Origin of the sequence: Micromonospora sp. II (genome assembly GCF_001709195.1) — a bacterium.
Taxonomy (GTDB): domain Bacteria; phylum Actinomycetota; class Actinomycetes; order Mycobacteriales; family Micromonosporaceae; genus Micromonospora; species Micromonospora chalcea.
In genome coordinates this window covers 102410-117634 of the sequence record NZ_LYXF01000024.1, presented here as the reverse complement: position 1 = coordinate 117634, position 15225 = coordinate 102410, and the positions used below count along the sequence as shown (strand labels likewise).

15 protein-coding genes are annotated in these 15225 nt (G+C 72.4%); 2 read left to right on the top strand and 13 right to left on the bottom strand.

What is annotated here, in order from left to right:
* Positions 1-540: 540 nt before the first annotated feature.
* The 11 genes from A8711_RS12490 to A8711_RS12445 all read right to left on the bottom strand — a co-directional run bounded on the left by A8711_RS12490 (position 541) and on the right by A8711_RS12445 (position 10386).
* Complete coding sequence (locus tag A8711_RS12490; RefSeq protein ID WP_158559977.1) at positions 541-1077, bottom strand: phosphatase PAP2 family protein; 537 nt, start codon at positions 1075-1077, stop codon at positions 541-543.
* Positions 1078-1122: 45 nt separating this feature from the next.
* The gene (locus A8711_RS32025; RefSeq protein ID WP_255358557.1) at positions 1123-1257 is read right to left on the bottom strand and encodes a hypothetical protein; all 135 of its coding nucleotides are present in this window, start codon (positions 1255-1257) and stop codon (positions 1123-1125) included.
* Positions 1254-2108 carry a DMT family transporter gene (locus tag A8711_RS12485; protein ID WP_043322834.1) on the bottom strand — a complete coding sequence of 285 codons (855 nt, stop codon included), beginning with the start codon at positions 2106-2108 and terminating at the stop codon, positions 1254-1256. Before A8711_RS12485 ends, A8711_RS32025 begins: the two co-directional genes overlap by 4 nt.
* 40 nt (positions 2109-2148) lie before the next feature.
* On the bottom strand, positions 2149-3270 hold the full coding sequence (locus tag A8711_RS12480) for a glycosyltransferase (protein WP_369830113.1): 1122 nt from the start codon (positions 3268-3270) through the stop codon (positions 2149-2151).
* Between the two features lie 141 nt (positions 3271-3411).
* Positions 3412-5643 carry a hypothetical protein gene (locus tag A8711_RS12475; protein ID WP_255365611.1) on the bottom strand — a complete coding sequence of 744 codons (2232 nt, stop codon included), beginning with the start codon at positions 5641-5643 and terminating at the stop codon, positions 3412-3414.
* 178 nt (positions 5644-5821) lie between these two features.
* A complete protein-coding gene (locus tag A8711_RS12470) occupies positions 5822-6385 on the bottom strand; it encodes a dihydrofolate reductase family protein (RefSeq protein WP_043322832.1) in 564 nt (187 codons plus the stop codon).
* A 457-nt stretch (positions 6386-6842) separates the two neighbouring features.
* Positions 6843-7223, bottom strand: a complete 381-nt coding sequence (locus A8711_RS12465) for a glyoxalase/bleomycin resistance/extradiol dioxygenase family protein (protein ID WP_064445437.1) — start codon at positions 7221-7223, stop codon at positions 6843-6845.
* A 20-nt stretch (positions 7224-7243) separates the two neighbouring features.
* Positions 7244-7486, bottom strand: a complete 243-nt coding sequence (locus tag A8711_RS12460; RefSeq protein WP_030498879.1) for a DUF5988 family protein — start codon at positions 7484-7486, stop codon at positions 7244-7246.
* A gap of 254 nt (positions 7487-7740) precedes the next feature.
* Positions 7741-8478 carry an ABC transporter permease gene (locus tag A8711_RS12455; RefSeq protein ID WP_043322827.1) on the bottom strand — a complete coding sequence of 246 codons (738 nt, stop codon included), beginning with the start codon at positions 8476-8478 and terminating at the stop codon, positions 7741-7743.
* Positions 8475-9416, bottom strand: coding sequence for an ABC transporter ATP-binding protein (locus tag A8711_RS12450; RefSeq protein ID WP_043322824.1), 942 nt, complete (start codon positions 9414-9416; stop codon positions 8475-8477). The genes A8711_RS12455 and A8711_RS12450 overlap by 4 nt, the downstream gene beginning before the upstream one ends.
* A 304-nt stretch (positions 9417-9720) precedes the next feature.
* Positions 9721-10386, bottom strand: a complete 666-nt coding sequence (locus A8711_RS12445; protein WP_043322821.1) for an HAD-IA family hydrolase — start codon at positions 10384-10386, stop codon at positions 9721-9723.
* 197 nt (positions 10387-10583) lie between these two features.
* On the opposite strand from A8711_RS12445, the gene A8711_RS12440 reads away from it, so the two are divergent.
* Positions 10584-11996 carry an acyl-CoA synthetase gene (locus tag A8711_RS12440; protein ID WP_069088289.1) on the top strand — a complete coding sequence of 471 codons (1413 nt, stop codon included), beginning with the start codon at positions 10584-10586 and terminating at the stop codon, positions 11994-11996.
* Here the strand turns inward: A8711_RS12440 and A8711_RS12435 are convergent.
* A complete protein-coding gene (locus A8711_RS12435) occupies positions 11993-12655 on the bottom strand; it encodes a 4'-phosphopantetheinyl transferase (protein ID WP_064445435.1) in 663 nt (220 codons plus the stop codon). The genes A8711_RS12440 and A8711_RS12435 overlap by 4 nt on opposite strands.
* A 156-nt stretch (positions 12656-12811) precedes the next feature.
* On the opposite strand from A8711_RS12435, the gene A8711_RS12430 reads away from it, so the two are divergent.
* Entirely contained in the window at positions 12812-13249 is a 438-nt protein-coding gene (locus tag A8711_RS12430) for a cold-shock protein (RefSeq protein ID WP_069088288.1), read from the top strand.
* 42 nt (positions 13250-13291) lie between these two features.
* On the opposite strand, the gene A8711_RS12425 is transcribed toward A8711_RS12430, so the two are convergent.
* Positions 13292-14665: an AMP-binding protein gene (locus A8711_RS12425; RefSeq protein ID WP_069088287.1), complete on the bottom strand. Its 1374-nt coding sequence runs from the start codon at positions 14663-14665 to the stop codon at positions 13292-13294.
* Positions 14666-15225 lie beyond the last annotated feature (560 nt).

The window sequence follows — 15225 nt, the reverse complement described above, 5'->3', positions numbered from 1 at the left end:
GCGCGCCGGGCGACCCGTGCACCCGAACAACCAGCTCGTCAGCGAGCTGCCGATCAGGAATCCGCAGTCCGGTACCTGCCGCAACAGGCACCACGTGTACGAGCGCGGGCACGGCATCAAGCGGATGAGCCACCCGGCGGTCGGACCGAGCATGCTGACGAGGCGCCATGCCGGGCACCCCGGACCAGACGCTGTTCCTCTGCGCCACCGACCCCGGCGTCCCGGCCCACGGCAACCTCCGTCTGCTGGGTCCCCTGACCGCCCAGGCCAAGCGGACGCCTCGTAGGGCCCAACGGGCAGCCCGCTCCCCGAGGCACAGCCACCGCCCCGCACATCGCCTGCGCGGGCGGCGGCCATGGCAGGGGCGTCACAAGCAGAGCGCCCAACGCATGGTCTGCCTCGCGGCAGCCCGGCATGAGGCACGTCCTGGGACATACGCCGGTCATCACTGGTGACGGCCTCGTCGTTACCGAAGGCTTCACGCGGTGGCGCCTCGTAAATGTGATGATCGGAGCCAGGGTCCGGCTGACTGGTGCCCCGCTATGTTCGTCGACTCGGTGCGCCGAGTCGACGCCGGCGGTGGCCCGCCAGGCTGACGGCCACGACGGCGAGGCCGGCGATGACTGCCGCGGCGAGGATGTCGCCTGGGTAGTGCACGCCGACCCAGACGCGGGCGACCCCGACGACAAGCGCCGCTCCGGCCAGTACCACGCCCCACCGGCGGCTCAGGAAGGCGTAAGCGCCGAACGCCAGCGCGAACGCGGCGGTGGCGTGGTCGCTGGGCAGCGAAACTCCCGCACCGTGAGGGATCAGCTGGTGCACGTGATGACTCTGGAACGGGCGCTGCTGACTGTTCGAATGCGCCAGGACGGTGGCTGCGGCAAAGGCGAGGACCAGGGCGGCGCCGAGCTCGACGACCGGGCGTGTTCGTCGGCGGCGCAGTGTCACCACGGCAAGCAACGCGGTGACTGCGAAGATCAGATACAGCAACCTGGTCGCGGCGAACTCCATGGCGTCGTCGATACCGTCGATGCGTCCGGCGTGATCGTTGATGAGTTCGAACAGGCGGTAGTTCACCATGTCATCCTGCCGACTCGGTGGCGGGACCTCGGGGAGATCGGGTTATCCGCGGCGTTCCGGTCGGCGAAGCAGCCCGTCGGCGACCAGTTCGATGGTCACCGCGACGGCGACCGCCTCGACGGGTGCGCCGACGCCGAGCAGCACGCCCACGAAGGCACCGGGAAGGGTGACGGTCACCGTCGGCGGTGTTCGACCGATCCCGCCGAGCAGGCGGAAGCAGCGAGCCACACGCCGCCGCCGACCGTGACGGCCGCCAGGACAAGGCCGACGATACGGATGGGCTCGTCGGAGAGTGTTTCCCGGAAGACGGTGATGGCGACGAGAACGCTGACGACGGGGTCGGTGAGCGTGAGAGCTGTCAGGGGTGCGGCGAGGCGACCGTGCTGGAAGGCGGCCTGATTCAGGATCAGCCCGATGGCGACGGCCACTATCAGCGCCGCGGATCGCCAGCTGACCACGGCGGACAGCAGGGAGCCCGGGGAGCCGCCGGCGAGGTCCTTGACCAGCGCCGCCGCGAAGCTGTACGCGACGCCGCTGGCCACGCCCAGCAGCGCGCCCCGCGCGGCGCCATGGCGGCGGCGCGCGGCCAGGACGCAGGCCGTAATGGCCGCCACCGCGCAGCTCATGGCGACCGTCCAGGCCGTCGGCGCAGGGCGGGTCACACCGGCGCGGACGTCGGCGAGAAGCAGGAACGCGGTCAGGCCCACCACGCCCACCGCAACCGCGAGCAGGTCCCGGCGCGCGACGCGCTGGCCGGCGATGACGGCCTCGATCAGCACTGCCATGAACAGCCCGCTGGCCATGATGGGTTGCACGACCGCGAGCGCGCCGGAACGCAACGCGAGCACCTGGAAGACGACTCCGGCCGTGTCCGGGATCCAGCCGGAAAGCCACAGGCGGTTGCGGAACAGCCGCAGCAACAGCCGCGGGTCGAGCGCTGCGAAGCGCGGCTGCTGGGCCGCGGCGCGCTGATGCAGCGCGGCGGACAGCGCGAAGCTGAAGGCCCCGGCCAGCGCGTAAAAGATCATGGCTGGGTGCAGGAGTGGTCCGCGGGTGAGCGCCGGGACGTCACCGCGGGTTCCCATCCACTCCGGCCCCGGACCGTAGGGTCGCGGACACGATCGCGGCCATGTCGTCGGCGCTGGTGAACGCCGGCAGGGCGGAAGCCGCTGTGCGGGTCAACTCCTGGCACAGGTCGGCGGGGTTTCGGACGTAGGTGGTCAGGCCTGCGCGGGCGAGCACCTGCGCATTGGCTCGGCCGTGGCCGGGAAGCGGGCGATAGGTGATGGTGGGCAGACCCGCGGCCAGTGCCTGCTGGCAGGTGAGGCCACCAGCGTTCTCCACGATCAGGTCCACCGCCTGCATGAGGGTGGGCATGTCGTCGACCCAGCCCATGACGTGCCCGGGAAAGCCGGCCAGGCGCCGGCGCAGGCTGTCGTTTCGTCCGCATACCACCACCGGTGTGACACAGCCGGCGGCCAGTACCTCCCTGGCGGTACGGGCCACGTCGCCGGCACCCCAGGACCCGGCGACGATGAGCGCTAGTCTTCCCTTTTCGGGCAGCGTGAACTGGGCGCGGGCGGCGCGTCTGGTGGCATCCGTCGGTGGCCGGTAGCGGGCGGGTACAAGCGGGTCGACGAGTCGGACGTCCGGTGCGCCACGAACAGCGGCTTGCTGCTGGGTGGCCTCGTGGATCACGCAGTAGGTGTCGACGCCGGTCGCCATCCAGGTCGGGTGGATGACGAAGTCGGTGACATAGGTGACGACCGGTGTGCTCAGCCTCCCGCTGTGGCGCAGCGGGCCGAGGATCTGGTTGGCGAACGGGAACGTCGACACGACCAGGCCGGTGTCCGGCGGCATTTGCATCAGCATCCGCCGGCGGGCCGACCGTAAGGCGGACCTGATCATAGCCACCAGCGGTGGCGAACGGTCGGTGATCGTGAACAAGGCGTCGTAGCTGAGCGGGCACCAGCGCAACAGCGACCGGTAACCTTCGCGGATCATCCCGTGCAGGGGCTTGGGCAGGGACGTGAAGAAGTTGAGGTGGTGCACCTCGACGCCGTCGAGGGCGAGCCGGGCAGCCAGTTCAGCGGCGGCGGCGTCGTGGCCCGCGCCGATGTCGGCCGACACCACGACGATCCCTCCGCCGCCACACCGGTGATCCGGTGCAGGCCACGTTCCGGGAGGGATCCGGGCATGAGGATGCTCCCGCCACCCGTTGTTCACGGGCGCGGGTACCCGCTGTCACCGTCGTCACACCTGACCACCGACGCGGCCTGGGCGACTCCCCCCGTGGTCGTCCAGGCCGCGCCCCGAACCTGACCTCACCACCTACGGCGCACGGCCACGGATCCTCCCGACGAGGAGCCTGACAGCGTCCTGGTACTCCGGTTGCGTGTGATACGGCCAGTGGCGTTCCACTGCGGGCGGAACGGTGTCCGTCGGCTCCACGGTGACACCGCGGGGATCGCGCAGCCGCACGTCGACAGTTGCGGCCTCCCGAGGTACGCCAGGCGTGAGGTCGGGATGGTCGAAGATCGGCGCGCCGATCGGGTCGGTATCACGCCACAGGTTGCGCCACCGCCAGTCGATCCGCTCACCGAGCTCGCACAGCACCCGTTCGCCGAGGTAGGCCGGGTAGAGGCGGGCATAGATCCGGTACAGGGGGCTGCCGTGGGTCAGCAACGCGATCCGTGGCAGAGTCTCGGATGGCAGGTGCAGGACGGTGGCGGCGGCCAGCACCGAGCCGTGGCTGTGCCCGGAGATCACCACGGGCCCATGCGCGGCCAGTGCACAGACCCGCCGCGTCAGTTCGGGCACGGCCCGCGCCGCGTAGCAGGGCGGTGCGAACGGGTGCACCGTCCGGGGCCAGAAGGTGCCCAGATCCCACAACACGCCGACGAGCCGGCGGGTCTCCGGCGACCGGTACGCGCGGTAGGCCAGGATCAGCAGTCCGACGACGATGAGGCTGATGATCCAGATACCGATGTCGGTGACATATGCGGTGAGCACGGCGAGGACGTCGTGGCGCCGATTGAGGCGGGCGGCGAGTTGTGTGGGGCCGATCCCGACGAGGTCGAGCGCCACGGTGGCGAGCCCGAGTGAGGAGACCACGAAGAACGCGACCAGGGTCGGCCCGAGTTCCTCGGTGACGAAGGAGCGGGCGACCGTGTCGCGGACCGCGGCCAGCCGCGGCGCCGCCGAAGCGGGCGCGTCGGGGTAGTCCCGCTCGACCACGCGTCGCGCGTACGCCCGACGACGGCGCCGGGCGGCGGGCAGGGTGAGGGCAATCGCCGCGGTGACGACGAGCAACGCGGCCAGCCCGGCGAGCGCGGCCCACCAGTACGCCACCGGTGGTTCCAGTGGGCCCAGCGCAGGTGGGCTGGGCCGGATCGGGTCGGGGATGCGGCCCCGGTCGAGATGGTCGGCGGTGCGGAACACCAACGTGGTGGTGTAGGCGGAGGTGACCGTGACCGACATCGCCGCCACCAGCGGCGTGCCGAGTCCGCGCAGCAGCGCGCGCGAGCCGGCCGGCCGGGTGTGCTGCCGCGCCAGCGTCACCGCGGCGATCAGGACCAGCAGCAGTCCCTGCGCGGTGACCAGGCCGGCGGCCGCGCCCTCGTAGCCAGGCATCTGCCCGGCCACCACCGGCACCTCCCGTCGGGACACGGCGTATCCGAGACTCGACACGGTGGCCACCGCGACGAGGATCCACAGCAGGCGTCGCAGCGGGCCGGCCCACCTCACGCTCACTGTCACCAGCAGCAGCGCCGCGCAGAACAGCACGAGTCCGCCGGTGAGGCCGAGCAGCGCGACGGCTACGCCGTTCCACCGATCGTGTGACACCGCGACGACCAGGCTGAGGTAAACAGTGCCGGCGYCCAGCCCGACATGGATCTGACGCAGCCACGACGTCATCCGCTCGTCGTGCCAGATCCCCGGTGCGGCTAGGCTCCCGGTCGACTCCAGCAGCCGCTCGTGTGGCGGGGCGGCCTCGAAGCCTTCGAAGGCACGCGCCGAGCGCGCGCCGACGGCCCAGAACACCCGCAACGCCAGCAGCGGCACCAATGCCAGCACCGCCAGGCGCGGGCCCATTGGCAACGCCGCCAGCCAGGACAGGTACGGCCGCCCCTGCCGGCACTCCACGTACGGCACGCACTGCCAGCCGGGCAGGTTCATGCTCACCCCGACCAGCGCGAGCGTGAACGCCACGGTCAGCGACCCGGCGAGCAGGCGACACAACCCGCCGAGCAGGCCGAACCGGTCCGCCAGGGTGGGGCGCAGCCAGACCGCGAGGTTGCCCAGCATGAACGGCAACAGCAGCAGCATGGACGCCGTCCGCACCGCCACCCCCGCGGTCAGGGCCCCCCACCGGTACGCCTCCACCACCACCCCGGCGGTGGCGCCGCCCGCCCGACCGAGTCCCTCCCGGACCCGGTAGAACCCGGCGTGCCGGTCCCCCGCCACCCGCACCACGATCGGATGATCGACGATGGTCTCCGCCGACGCGCCGGAGACCCCGTGAACACGCAGCTCGACAGCCTCGTCACCGGGCGCGCTCACCAGGACAGGGTCACAGAAGCTGCCACGGTGCCGCTGCCGAACACCGAACACCGAGAGCGGGGATTGAGCCGCGCCCGGGATGCGTTCACCGAAGTGGGTGATGGTCGACCTCATCCGGTCGGATCAGCCGTCAGCGCCCCACCTTCACGCAAGCGCAGGCGATCGGACGGGCCGTCGTTCACTGCCCGACAGGGCGGTAGCGGAGGTGTACGACGCCGTTTCGGAATCGGCGCTCGTCGAGGAGTTCGAGGTCGACGCGCATGCCGGACGGCAGGCCCGGCTTACCCCCGCCGACGACCACGGGCCAGACGAACAGCTGGCACTCGTCGACCAGCCCGGCCTCAAGAGCCTGCGCCGCGAGGTTTGCACCTCCAACGGTGAGATCGCTGCCGGCCGTGGCCTTCAGTTCGCGTACCGCGGCGGGGTCGAAGCGGCGTTCGAGTCGGGTGTCGGCGGTCGACACCGCGGCGAGGGTCGTGGAGTACACGACCTTTCCCGCTGCCTGCCAGGCGCTTGCGAAGTCGGCCATGAGGTCGGACTGCCCGGCCAGAGCGGCGTCGGTTTCCCAGACGGCCATCGCCTCGTACAGCCGCCGTCCGTAGAGGAACGTGCCCACGGACCGCAGGAGATCGGTGTAGACGACGAACACCTCGTCGTCCATCGGCAACCAGGCGAACGCGCCGCGTTCGTCCTCCATGTAGCCGTCGAGCGACACGTTGTTCACATAGATCAGCTTGGCCATGCCTTACCTCTCGATGGTCAACCGCAACAGCCTGGACGCACGGGCGCATCACCCAGCAGCCTCGTGGGCTGCCCCGCTCATTGACTACGAACACCCCTGCCCAGATCCGACACCTCCGGCCGACACCAACGGCGAACGGTGCACGCCCACCGCCGCGTGTGCCGGCCGGGGCGACCGCCGGGCGGCTGCGTACGCTGGTGGCGGAGGCGCTGAGGGAACCGTCGGCCCGGCAGACGATCAGCTGATCGTCGCCCCCGCCGGCCCGCGTACGACTCAGGACCTGACGGCGGAAGCCGGACTGTCGGCGGGACCGCCGCGCGGCTGACCAGGAGACCGGAGAAGCGCCCAGGCGCCGCGCACCGCGCGGACTCCGGCGACGTCCCGCCGGACAGGCCGCGGGAACCCGCGCCGTACGCACGGGTTCCCGCGGCCTGTCCCGGGTCCGCCGGGACTCGCCCTACCCCGCCCGCTGCGGGCCGACGACGGTCCAGCAGAGGCCCGCGGGGTCGCGCAACGTGACCTGGTGCGACGGGGCAGCCGGCGGCTCGACATGGGCGCCCGCGGCCACCGCCCGCCGCAGCACCGACTCGGGGTCCGTCCGCTCGATGGTCAACACCTCGTCACGGTTCGCGGCCACCGACGGGTCGCCCGCCTCCCACCACTCGCTCACGATCAGGCGATGACCGCCGACGGCCAGTTCCGCGTGCACGACATGCCCGTCGAGCAGGCACTCCCGTTGGATGGCCACGGCGTCGAAGACGTCCGTGTAGAAGGCGATCGCCTCGCTCGTGTCGCTGACCGTCAGGTGCGGTCCCGTCCGCTGGTCCTGTGCCCGCATGAGACTGCTGCGTCCCTTCGCTACTCGGCGATCCGGGTCCGGCCGGTCCAGCGGAAGACCACCGGCTCGACCGTCGCGGCGGCGGTGCCCCGCTCGAAGTGCTCGTACCCGCCGTAGTACAGGATCTTGATCTTCTTCTCGGCCCTGGACACCCGACGGCTGCGCAGATCGGCCGGCAGGCCGGCCGGGCCGCCCTCCAGGACGACATCGATGACGCCGGCGGCGTCCCGGGCGACCGGATCAGCTTGCGAAACGTCCTTCATGGCACGACCTCCGTCGCATTCCGCACACCCCACGAGCCGCCGCAGGGGCGACGCGGTTCGGTCCACACAGGTCCAACGACACCCGTTGCCGGGTGAACGGACGCTCCGCGGTCGAACGTCCTTGTCCGGTGAGCGGCCACCCGTTCAGCTCCGAACGTAGTGCAGATCACATTTCGTGAGCACCCTTAGCGCACCCCTAGAAACGGCCCTGGGCAGCGACGATGCCGGCGGACCAGCCCGGTCGGGAGGCGGGCTCACTCCCAGCGGAAGAACCGCGTCGCCCCCAGGGCGGCGACGGCGGCCGTGACGGCCAGGGCGATCAGCTGCGGCAGCTCGGGGTCGGCCCCCGCCCACGCCGCGCCGATGGTGTCGACAGTCGCGCCGAGCGGCGAGTAGTCGGCCACGGCCGCCAGGGCACCCGGCATCCGGTCGCGGGGCAGCCAGGCGCCGGCCAGGAAGAGCAGCGGGAAGAACAGCGCGGGGCCGATCGACTGTGCCGCCCGGGCCGACGGCGCCAGCGCCGCGATCAGCAGGCCGACGGCGAACAGGCACGCGACCCCGAGGAGGAAGGCCAGTACGAACCCGGGCAGGTTGGCCGGCGCCGGCTGGTCCAGCAGGAACCGCACGGCGATCGAGGTGACCACCGCACCGAGCACGCCCATCACGAGGTTGACCACGACCTGGGCGACCAGCAGCAGCGCGGGCTGCACCGGGGTGGTCGCCAGACGGCGCAGGATCCGGCGTTCCCGGTAGATGCCCAGCGCCATCGGCAGGGTGAAGAGCGCGAGCATGCCGATGGTGAGAGCCAGCGCGAGYGACGGCAGGAACGTCTGCTCGGCGTGCTGGCCGGTGTCGGCGGCGGTACCGGCACGCTGCGGCAGGCCGAAGACGAGCATCAGGCCGATCGGCAGGGCGAAGACGAAGAACAACGACACGGGCTCCCGGAGGAACAGCTTCGTCTCGACGGCGATCAGCTTGGACAGGGCGCTCACGACGACCTCCCGTCGGTCGGGGACTGCGCGGCGGCCCGGCCGCCGCGGCCGGTCAGGGCGACGAAGGCGTCGTCGAGGGTGGGCTGCTCGACCCGCAGGTCCGTGTAGGTCGTCCCGCGCCCGTTGAGCACTGCCAGGACCGACTGGAGCACGTCCTTCGTGCCGGTCACCGTCACCTCCGCCCCGTAGCGGCTGACCCCGGTCACGTCGGGCGCGGCGAGCAGCAGGGCGTCCTCGACCGGCTCCGCCGGGCGGAAGTGCACCCGGTGCTCGCTGCCGACCCGGGCGAGCAGGCCAGCGGGGCTGTCGATGGCCACCATCCGCCCCTTGTCGATGATCGCGATCCGGTCACAGAGTCGTTGCGCCTCCTCCATGAAGTGGGTGACCAGCACGACGGTGACGCCGCGGTCGCGAATCCGCTCGACGAGATCCCAGGTGTCCCGGCGGCCCTGCGGGTCGAGGCCCGTGGTCAGCTCGTCGAGGATGGCGATCTCCGGCCTGCCCACCAGCGCCAGGGCCACCGACAGCCGCTGCTTCTGCCCGCCGGAGAGCTTCTGGAAGTAGGTGTTGCGCTGCTCGGCCAGGCCGAGGTCGGTCAGCAGCTCGTCGATGTCGGCCCGGTTGCGGTAGAAGGACCGGTACAGGTCCAGCGCCTCCCGCACCCGCACCTTGTCCGGCAGTTGGCTCTCCTGGAGCTGGGCGCCGACGCGCTGGCGCACCTCGGTGCGGTCGCGCACCGGGTCCAGCCCGAACACCCGGACGGTCCCGCCGTCGGGACGGCGCAACCCCTGCACGCATTCCACAGTGGTCGTCTTGCCGGCGCCGTTCGGGCCGAGGACGCCGAAGATCTCGCCCTGCTCGACGGTGAAGGAAACGTCGTCGACCGCGACCTTCTCGCCGTACCGCTTCTGCAGATGATCGACCTCGATGACCGGCATCCGGGATGGTCCTCCTTCATGTGCGGTTTGCCGCCGGGAAGGGCGGACCACTCGGCTGATCGCGGCGTCGGTCCGCGGCAACGGGCCGGACCCGGGCCGACCGACGCCCGACATCATCCGCGCAACCGATGTCCCGATCAACTGATCAGGTGACGAATCGGGGGTGTCGAGGCGGGAAACCATCCTCCACAGGGGTACCGCCCGGCGACAGGGGTGTCGCCCGGTCACGCCAGGTGTCCGGGCGTCCCGTCCGGGCGGGCGGCGGCTCCGGGCGGCTTCTCGCCCACGGATCCGGTGTGGCTCGTCACCGCCGTGCCGGGCAGAGCGGCAGCAGCTCGTCGAGCCGGGTCAGAACGACGTCCGGGCCGGCCGCGCGCAGCGTCTCCTCGTCGGACTCGCCCCACAGCGCGGCCACCGCCGTCACCCCGGCCGCCCGCGCGCTGGCCAGGTCGCTGGGCGCGTCGCCGACCATCAGCGCCTCCTCCGGCCGGGCCCCGAGCAGGTGCAGCGCCCGCCGTACGATATCGGGCGCGGGCTTCGGGCGGGGCACCTCGTCCGAGCCCACCACGTGGTCGACGAGCGGCAACAGGTCGAGCCGGCCGAGCAGGTCCCGGGCGCGTACACCGCTGCGGCCGGTGGCCACGGCGAGCCCGATCCCCCGCCGACGCAGGGTGCGCAGCAGCTCCGCCGCGCCGACGACCGGGCTGACCCGGTGTGCAAGGCGGTTGCTCTGCCGCACGAACGGCTCGGCGAGCGCCGCCGGCAGACCCATCAGCTCCAGCACCTCCGGCAGGTACCGGCCCGGGTGGCGGCAGTACTCGTCGACCGGGGCCAGGCCGTCGCCGACCACCTCGGCGTAGGCGAGGGCGAACGCCTCTCTGGCCACGGCGAGGCTGTCGACCAGCACCCCGTCGAGGTCGAACACCACCGCCCGGACACCGTCGGGTGCCGCCGTCGCCCTCGCGACCATCGATGTCACCTCCCCGCCCGCACGACCGCCACGGCCGGTAGGGGTGGCAGGCCGCGGAGACCCCCGACTACGGTCAGGACCGTTCTCCCGGCCCACCGGCGGCGCACTCGCCCGCCCGGATCCGGCGGTACCCCACGACCCTACCGGCGTCGCGGCCCCCGGCAGGGCTCGGACCGGGCCGCTGAGAGGATCGCACCATGCCGCTGCTGGGCTGGCTGACGAAGACAACCGACGAGCACCCGGACGCGATCCGGGTCGGCGGCCGGGCGGCGTCCTGGGTGGAGCTTCGCCGCCTTGCCACGGCGGTGGCCGACGAGCTGCGCGGCGTCGACCGGGTGGCGATCGAGGCCACCGCCACCCTGGAGACCGTGGTCGGCGTGGTGGGCGCGCTGACGGCCGGGGTTGCGGTCGTGCCGATCCCGCCGGACGCCGGGCCGATGGAGCGCGATCACATCCTGCGCGACTCGGGCGCGACGGCGCTGCTGGTCCCGGCCGGCGCGGAACGCACCGTCGGTGACGCCGGCCGGCCCGTCGTACCCGTCGACCTGACCCGCCGGTCGGACACCGTCCACCCCGAGCCGGATCCGGCCCGCACCGCGGTGATCCTCTACACCAGCGGCACCACCGGCGCCCCGAAGGGCGCCGTGATCTCCCGCCGCGCGATCGCCGCCTGCCTCGACGGGCTGGCCGACGCCTGGGCATGGACGCCGGACGACCTGCTGGTGCACGGCCTGCCGCTGTTCCACGTGCACGGGCTGGTGCTCGGCGTGCTCGGACCACTGCGGCTGGGCGGCCGGCTGCACCACGTGGGCCGCCCCCGCCCCGACCGGTACGCCGCCGCCAACGGCACGATGTACTTCGGGGTGCCGACGGTGTGGTCCCGAATCGCCGCCGACCCGGACGCGGCCCGGGCGCTGCGTCCGGCGCGGCTGCTGGTCTCGGGCAGCGCGGCGCTGCCGGCGGCGGTCTTCGCCGACCTCGCCACCCTCACCGGTCACCGGGTCGTCGAGCGGTACGGGATGACCGAGACCCTGATCACTGTGAGCGCCCGGACGGACGGCCCACGCCGGCCCGGCACCGTCGGGCTGGCGCTGCCCGGGGTCCGTACGCGGCTGGTCGGCGACGACGGCACCCCGCTCCCGGCCGACGGGGCGACGATGGGCGAGCTTCAGGTCACCGGCCCCACGCTGTTCGACGGCTACCTCAACCGTCCGGACGCCGACGCGGCGAGCCGTACCCCGGACGGTTGGTTCCGCACCGGGGACGTCGCCACCGTCGACCCGGACGGCTGGCACCGGATCGTCGGCCGGGCGTCGACCGACCTGATCAAGAGCGGTGGCTACCGGATCGGCGCGGGGGAGGTGGAGGACGCCCTGCTGACGCACCCGGGGGTCCGTGAGGCAGCCGTGGTGGGCACACCGCACCCCGACCTCGGTCAGCAGGTCACCGCGTACGTGGTGGGCGACGGGGTGGGCGAGGCCGAGCTGATCGACTTCGTGGCCCGGCACCTTTCGGCGCACAAGCGACCACGCGAGGTGCGCCTGGTCGACGCCCTGCCCCGCAACGCCCTGGGCAAGGTGCAGAAGACGCGGCTCAGCGCCGACGGTTAGGACGCGACCGCCGGGATGCTGATCGCGGTGACCACCAGTCCCCGCTCGACCAGGAACCTGCCCGCGAACGCCCGCACCTCGGCCCCGCCGAGCACCGGACCGGGCACCAGCAGCCGGGCCTCGAACGTGCCGGCCGGGTCGAACACGATGTCCGCCTCGGAGAAGTCCAGCCACTGGCCGGTGAGCGGGAACCACGCCTTGTACACCGCCTCCTTGGCGCTGAACAACAGCCGGTCCCAGCAGACGGCGGGGCGGACCGCGGCCAGCGTGACGGTGCGCGACCGTTCGGCCGGCAGGGCGATCGCTCCGAGCACCCCGTCGGGCAGCGGGGCGTGCGGCTCGGCGTCCACCCCGAGGCTGGCGAACGCCGCCGTACGGCCGACGACCGCCGCCCGGTAGCCATCGCAGTGCGTCATACTGCCGACCACGCCGTCGGGCCAGAGCGGGGCACCGCGTGCGCCGGAGACGATCGGCGCCGGGGCGAGGCCCAGCTCGCCGAGAGCCAGCCGGGCGCAGTGCCGCACGGTGGTGAACTCCCGGCGTCGTTTCTCCACCGACCGTGCCACCAGCGCCTCCTCCTCGGGGAACAGGGTCACGCCGGCGGGATCGGTGAAGGACTCGGACACCGCCACGGTGGAGGGCAGGATCTGCTCGATCACGTTGGCCGATGGTAGGCGCTGCGGCACCCCTCGCCGCGGCGGGCCTCGGCGATAGGTGCACCATAGGGGTCGGGTACGGGTGCCGGCCTGCACGGGACAGGTGCCACTCTGAGCGCCGTCCCGGTCCTGCGGGCGGGGCACCTGGATTTGGGGCGGATGGACGCGGGAATGGCGATGCTCACTGGCAAAGTGGTGCGGTTCGACGAGGTGCGGGGCTACGGGTTCATCGCCCCGGACGACGGCAGCGACGACGTGTTCGTGCACGCGAACATGCTCGACGGCGACAAGTGGGCACTGACGCCCGGCGTCCCGGTCGAGTACGACGCGGTGGAGACCGAGCGCGGGCCCAAGGCCGTGCTGGTGCGGGTGTCCGGCGTCACGGTCGGCGGCGGGCGCAGCAGGGACAGCGGACAGGCCACGGGCGGCGCGGAGGACGACGAGGGCCTGTGCGACGTCCTCTCCGAGCGGGCCTTCTCCGCGGAGACCACCGAGGCGCTGGTGACCTCCGTGTCGGACCTGACCGGAGCGCAGATCGTGGCGGTACGTGCGAGGATGCTGGAGCTGGCCCGGCGGCACGGCTGGGTGGAGGGCTGACCGTGGCGGGGGCGGGTCACCGCTGCCCCCTGTCCGGCCGGCTCAGCCGCCGGCGATCAGCAGGGACTTCCTGATCCGCCCGAAGGCGCTGCGCGGCAACTCGTCGACGAAGTGCACCCGCCGGGGGCGCTGGCCCGCCGAGAGGTACCGGCCGACGTGGTCGATGAGCACCTGCGCGGTCACCCCCTCGGCGACGACGTAGGCGGTGACCTGCTCGCCGAGCGCGTGGTGCGGCGTGCCGACGACGGCGGCGTCGCGCACGCCGGGGTGGCTCAGCAACGCCTCCTCGATCTGCCCGGCGGGCATCCGCCGGCCCCGGCTGTGCACCACGTCGAGCCCGCGTCGCCCGATGATCCGGTACGTGCCGTCGGGGGCCACGCTGGCCAGGTCCCCGGTGGCGTGCCAGCGACCGGCGGCGAGGCTCCGCCCGCCGACGTACCCGCTGAACAGCATCGGCCCGCAGACGCTCAGCTCGCCCGCCGACTGGCCGTCGGCCGGCACCGGCCGGTCCTCGCGGTCCAGCACGCGCGTCTCGACGCCGGGCAGGGGGGTGCCGACAGCGCCCGGCACCGTACGGTCGCCGGGGCGCCCGGTCAGCGCGACGAGCGTCTCGGTGGTGCCGTAGGCCTGCACCGGCCGGTGCGAGGTGAGCAGTCGGAGCCGTTCGGCCACGGCGCGGGCCAGCGGGCCGTCCGCGGAAACGAGGATCCGCGCCGCGGACAGCGGCCGGGCCCGGTGGCCGTCCAGCGCTATCTTCGCCCACTGGTCGGGCGACGCCAGGTGCACGGAGCCGACCGGCCCGGTGCCGGCGTGGTCGAGGTGGACGAAACGGCTGCCGGCCCGCAGCGCGCCGAGCAGGCCGACGACCAGACCGTACGCCCGGAACAGCGGGGTGCCCTGGACGACCACGTCCTCCTCGCTCCAGTGCCACGCACGGGCCAGAAGGTCGAGGTCGGCGGCGATGGCGCGGCGCGAGATGCGCACCCCTCGTGGCGGCCCTGATGCGCCACCTGTGTAGAGGATGACGGCGTCGCTGCCCGGGGCGGGCTCGGGATGCCGCGTCGAGGCGTGTTCTCGCAGGTCGACCGGGATCGTGGACAGGCCGTCGGCCCCGGACGGGGCACGGCCGAGGATCACCGTCGCTCCGGACTGCCGCAGGATACGGCGGCGTTCGCGTTCGTCGGCGCCGGGAGGCAGCGGTACGAGCGGTGCCCCGGCGAGGAGGGCGCCGAGCATTCCGACCACCGCTTCCAGCGTCGGTGTGCCGTCGACCGCGACCGCGGTCGCGCCCCTGATCCGATCAGCGACGGCGGTGACGCAGCCCAGCAGGGCCTCGCTGGAGAGGGCTTCTCCGGCCACCGTGACCGCGTCGGCCCGATCCGCACCGAATCCACGCAGCACCGGCAGCAGCGTCATCTCCGCTATCCCCTGCGCGGGGCCGCAACGAGTCGCGGCGGCAGCTGGGACATCACGACGGCCACAGAACCCTTCAGGTCTCGGGCCTGCACGGCCCCATGTCCGGCTATCCAGACGGTGGAGACCGGGTGCCCCGAAATTAGGGCCGGGCTATCGTCGGGCACAACCCCTAGCCGCCGAGTCCGAATCCCCCTGTCCGGGCCTACTGGCCAGCTAGGACCGAATCCCGGCCGTCCTGACACAACGGCCGACACGAGCGCTCACTCCGGCTCGGCGAACAATGCAGAGGCCGCATTTGTCCTCAGCGAGCGAAAATCGACCGTAAAACGTCCTCCTCGATGCCCGGCAGCTCGCCGTCACGGCTTTATCGCATTGACGTGTGCCGCATTAGATCAGCCTTCGGGCCGGATGGGACCGCAGGCCTCCGCAACCAACGGGACACTCGGATTCATAATTCTTTTTCATACATAATCGCAGAATCTCCCAAACGTCCGAATCGTGGCCCGCCGACGCACACCAAGCCTCGACCGCCGGCAGGGCCGGACAGGCATCGATCGCAG

Bases quoted from the DNA above. Each gene is read 5' to 3' on its own strand.
- A8711_RS12485 (WP_043322834.1), bottom strand. From the start codon at position 2,108: ATGATCTTTTACGCGCTGGCCGGGGCCTTCAGCTTCGCGCTGTCCGCC.
- A8711_RS12470 (WP_043322832.1), bottom strand. From the start codon at position 6,385: ATGGCCAAGCTGATCTATGTGAACAACGTGTCGCTCGACGGCTACATG.
- A8711_RS12465 (WP_064445437.1), bottom strand. From the start codon at position 7,223: ATGCGGGCACAGGACCAGCGGACGGGACCGCACCTGACGGTCAGCGAC.
- A8711_RS12460 (WP_030498879.1), bottom strand. From the start codon at position 7,486: ATGAAGGACGTTTCGCAAGCTGATCCGGTCGCCCGGGACGCCGCCGGC.
- A8711_RS12450 (WP_043322824.1), bottom strand. From the start codon at position 9,416: ATGCCGGTCATCGAGGTCGATCATCTGCAGAAGCGGTACGGCGAGAAG.
- A8711_RS12445 (WP_043322821.1), bottom strand. From the start codon at position 10,386: ATGGTCGCGAGGGCGACGGCGGCACCCGACGGTGTCCGGGCGGTGGTG.
- A8711_RS12440 (WP_069088289.1), top strand. From the start codon at position 10,584: ATGCCGCTGCTGGGCTGGCTGACGAAGACAACCGACGAGCACCCGGAC.
- A8711_RS12430 (WP_069088288.1), top strand. From the start codon at position 12,812: ATGGACGCGGGAATGGCGATGCTCACTGGCAAAGTGGTGCGGTTCGAC.
- A8711_RS12425 (WP_069088287.1), bottom strand. From the start codon at position 14,665: ATGACGCTGCTGCCGGTGCTGCGTGGATTCGGTGCGGATCGGGCCGAC.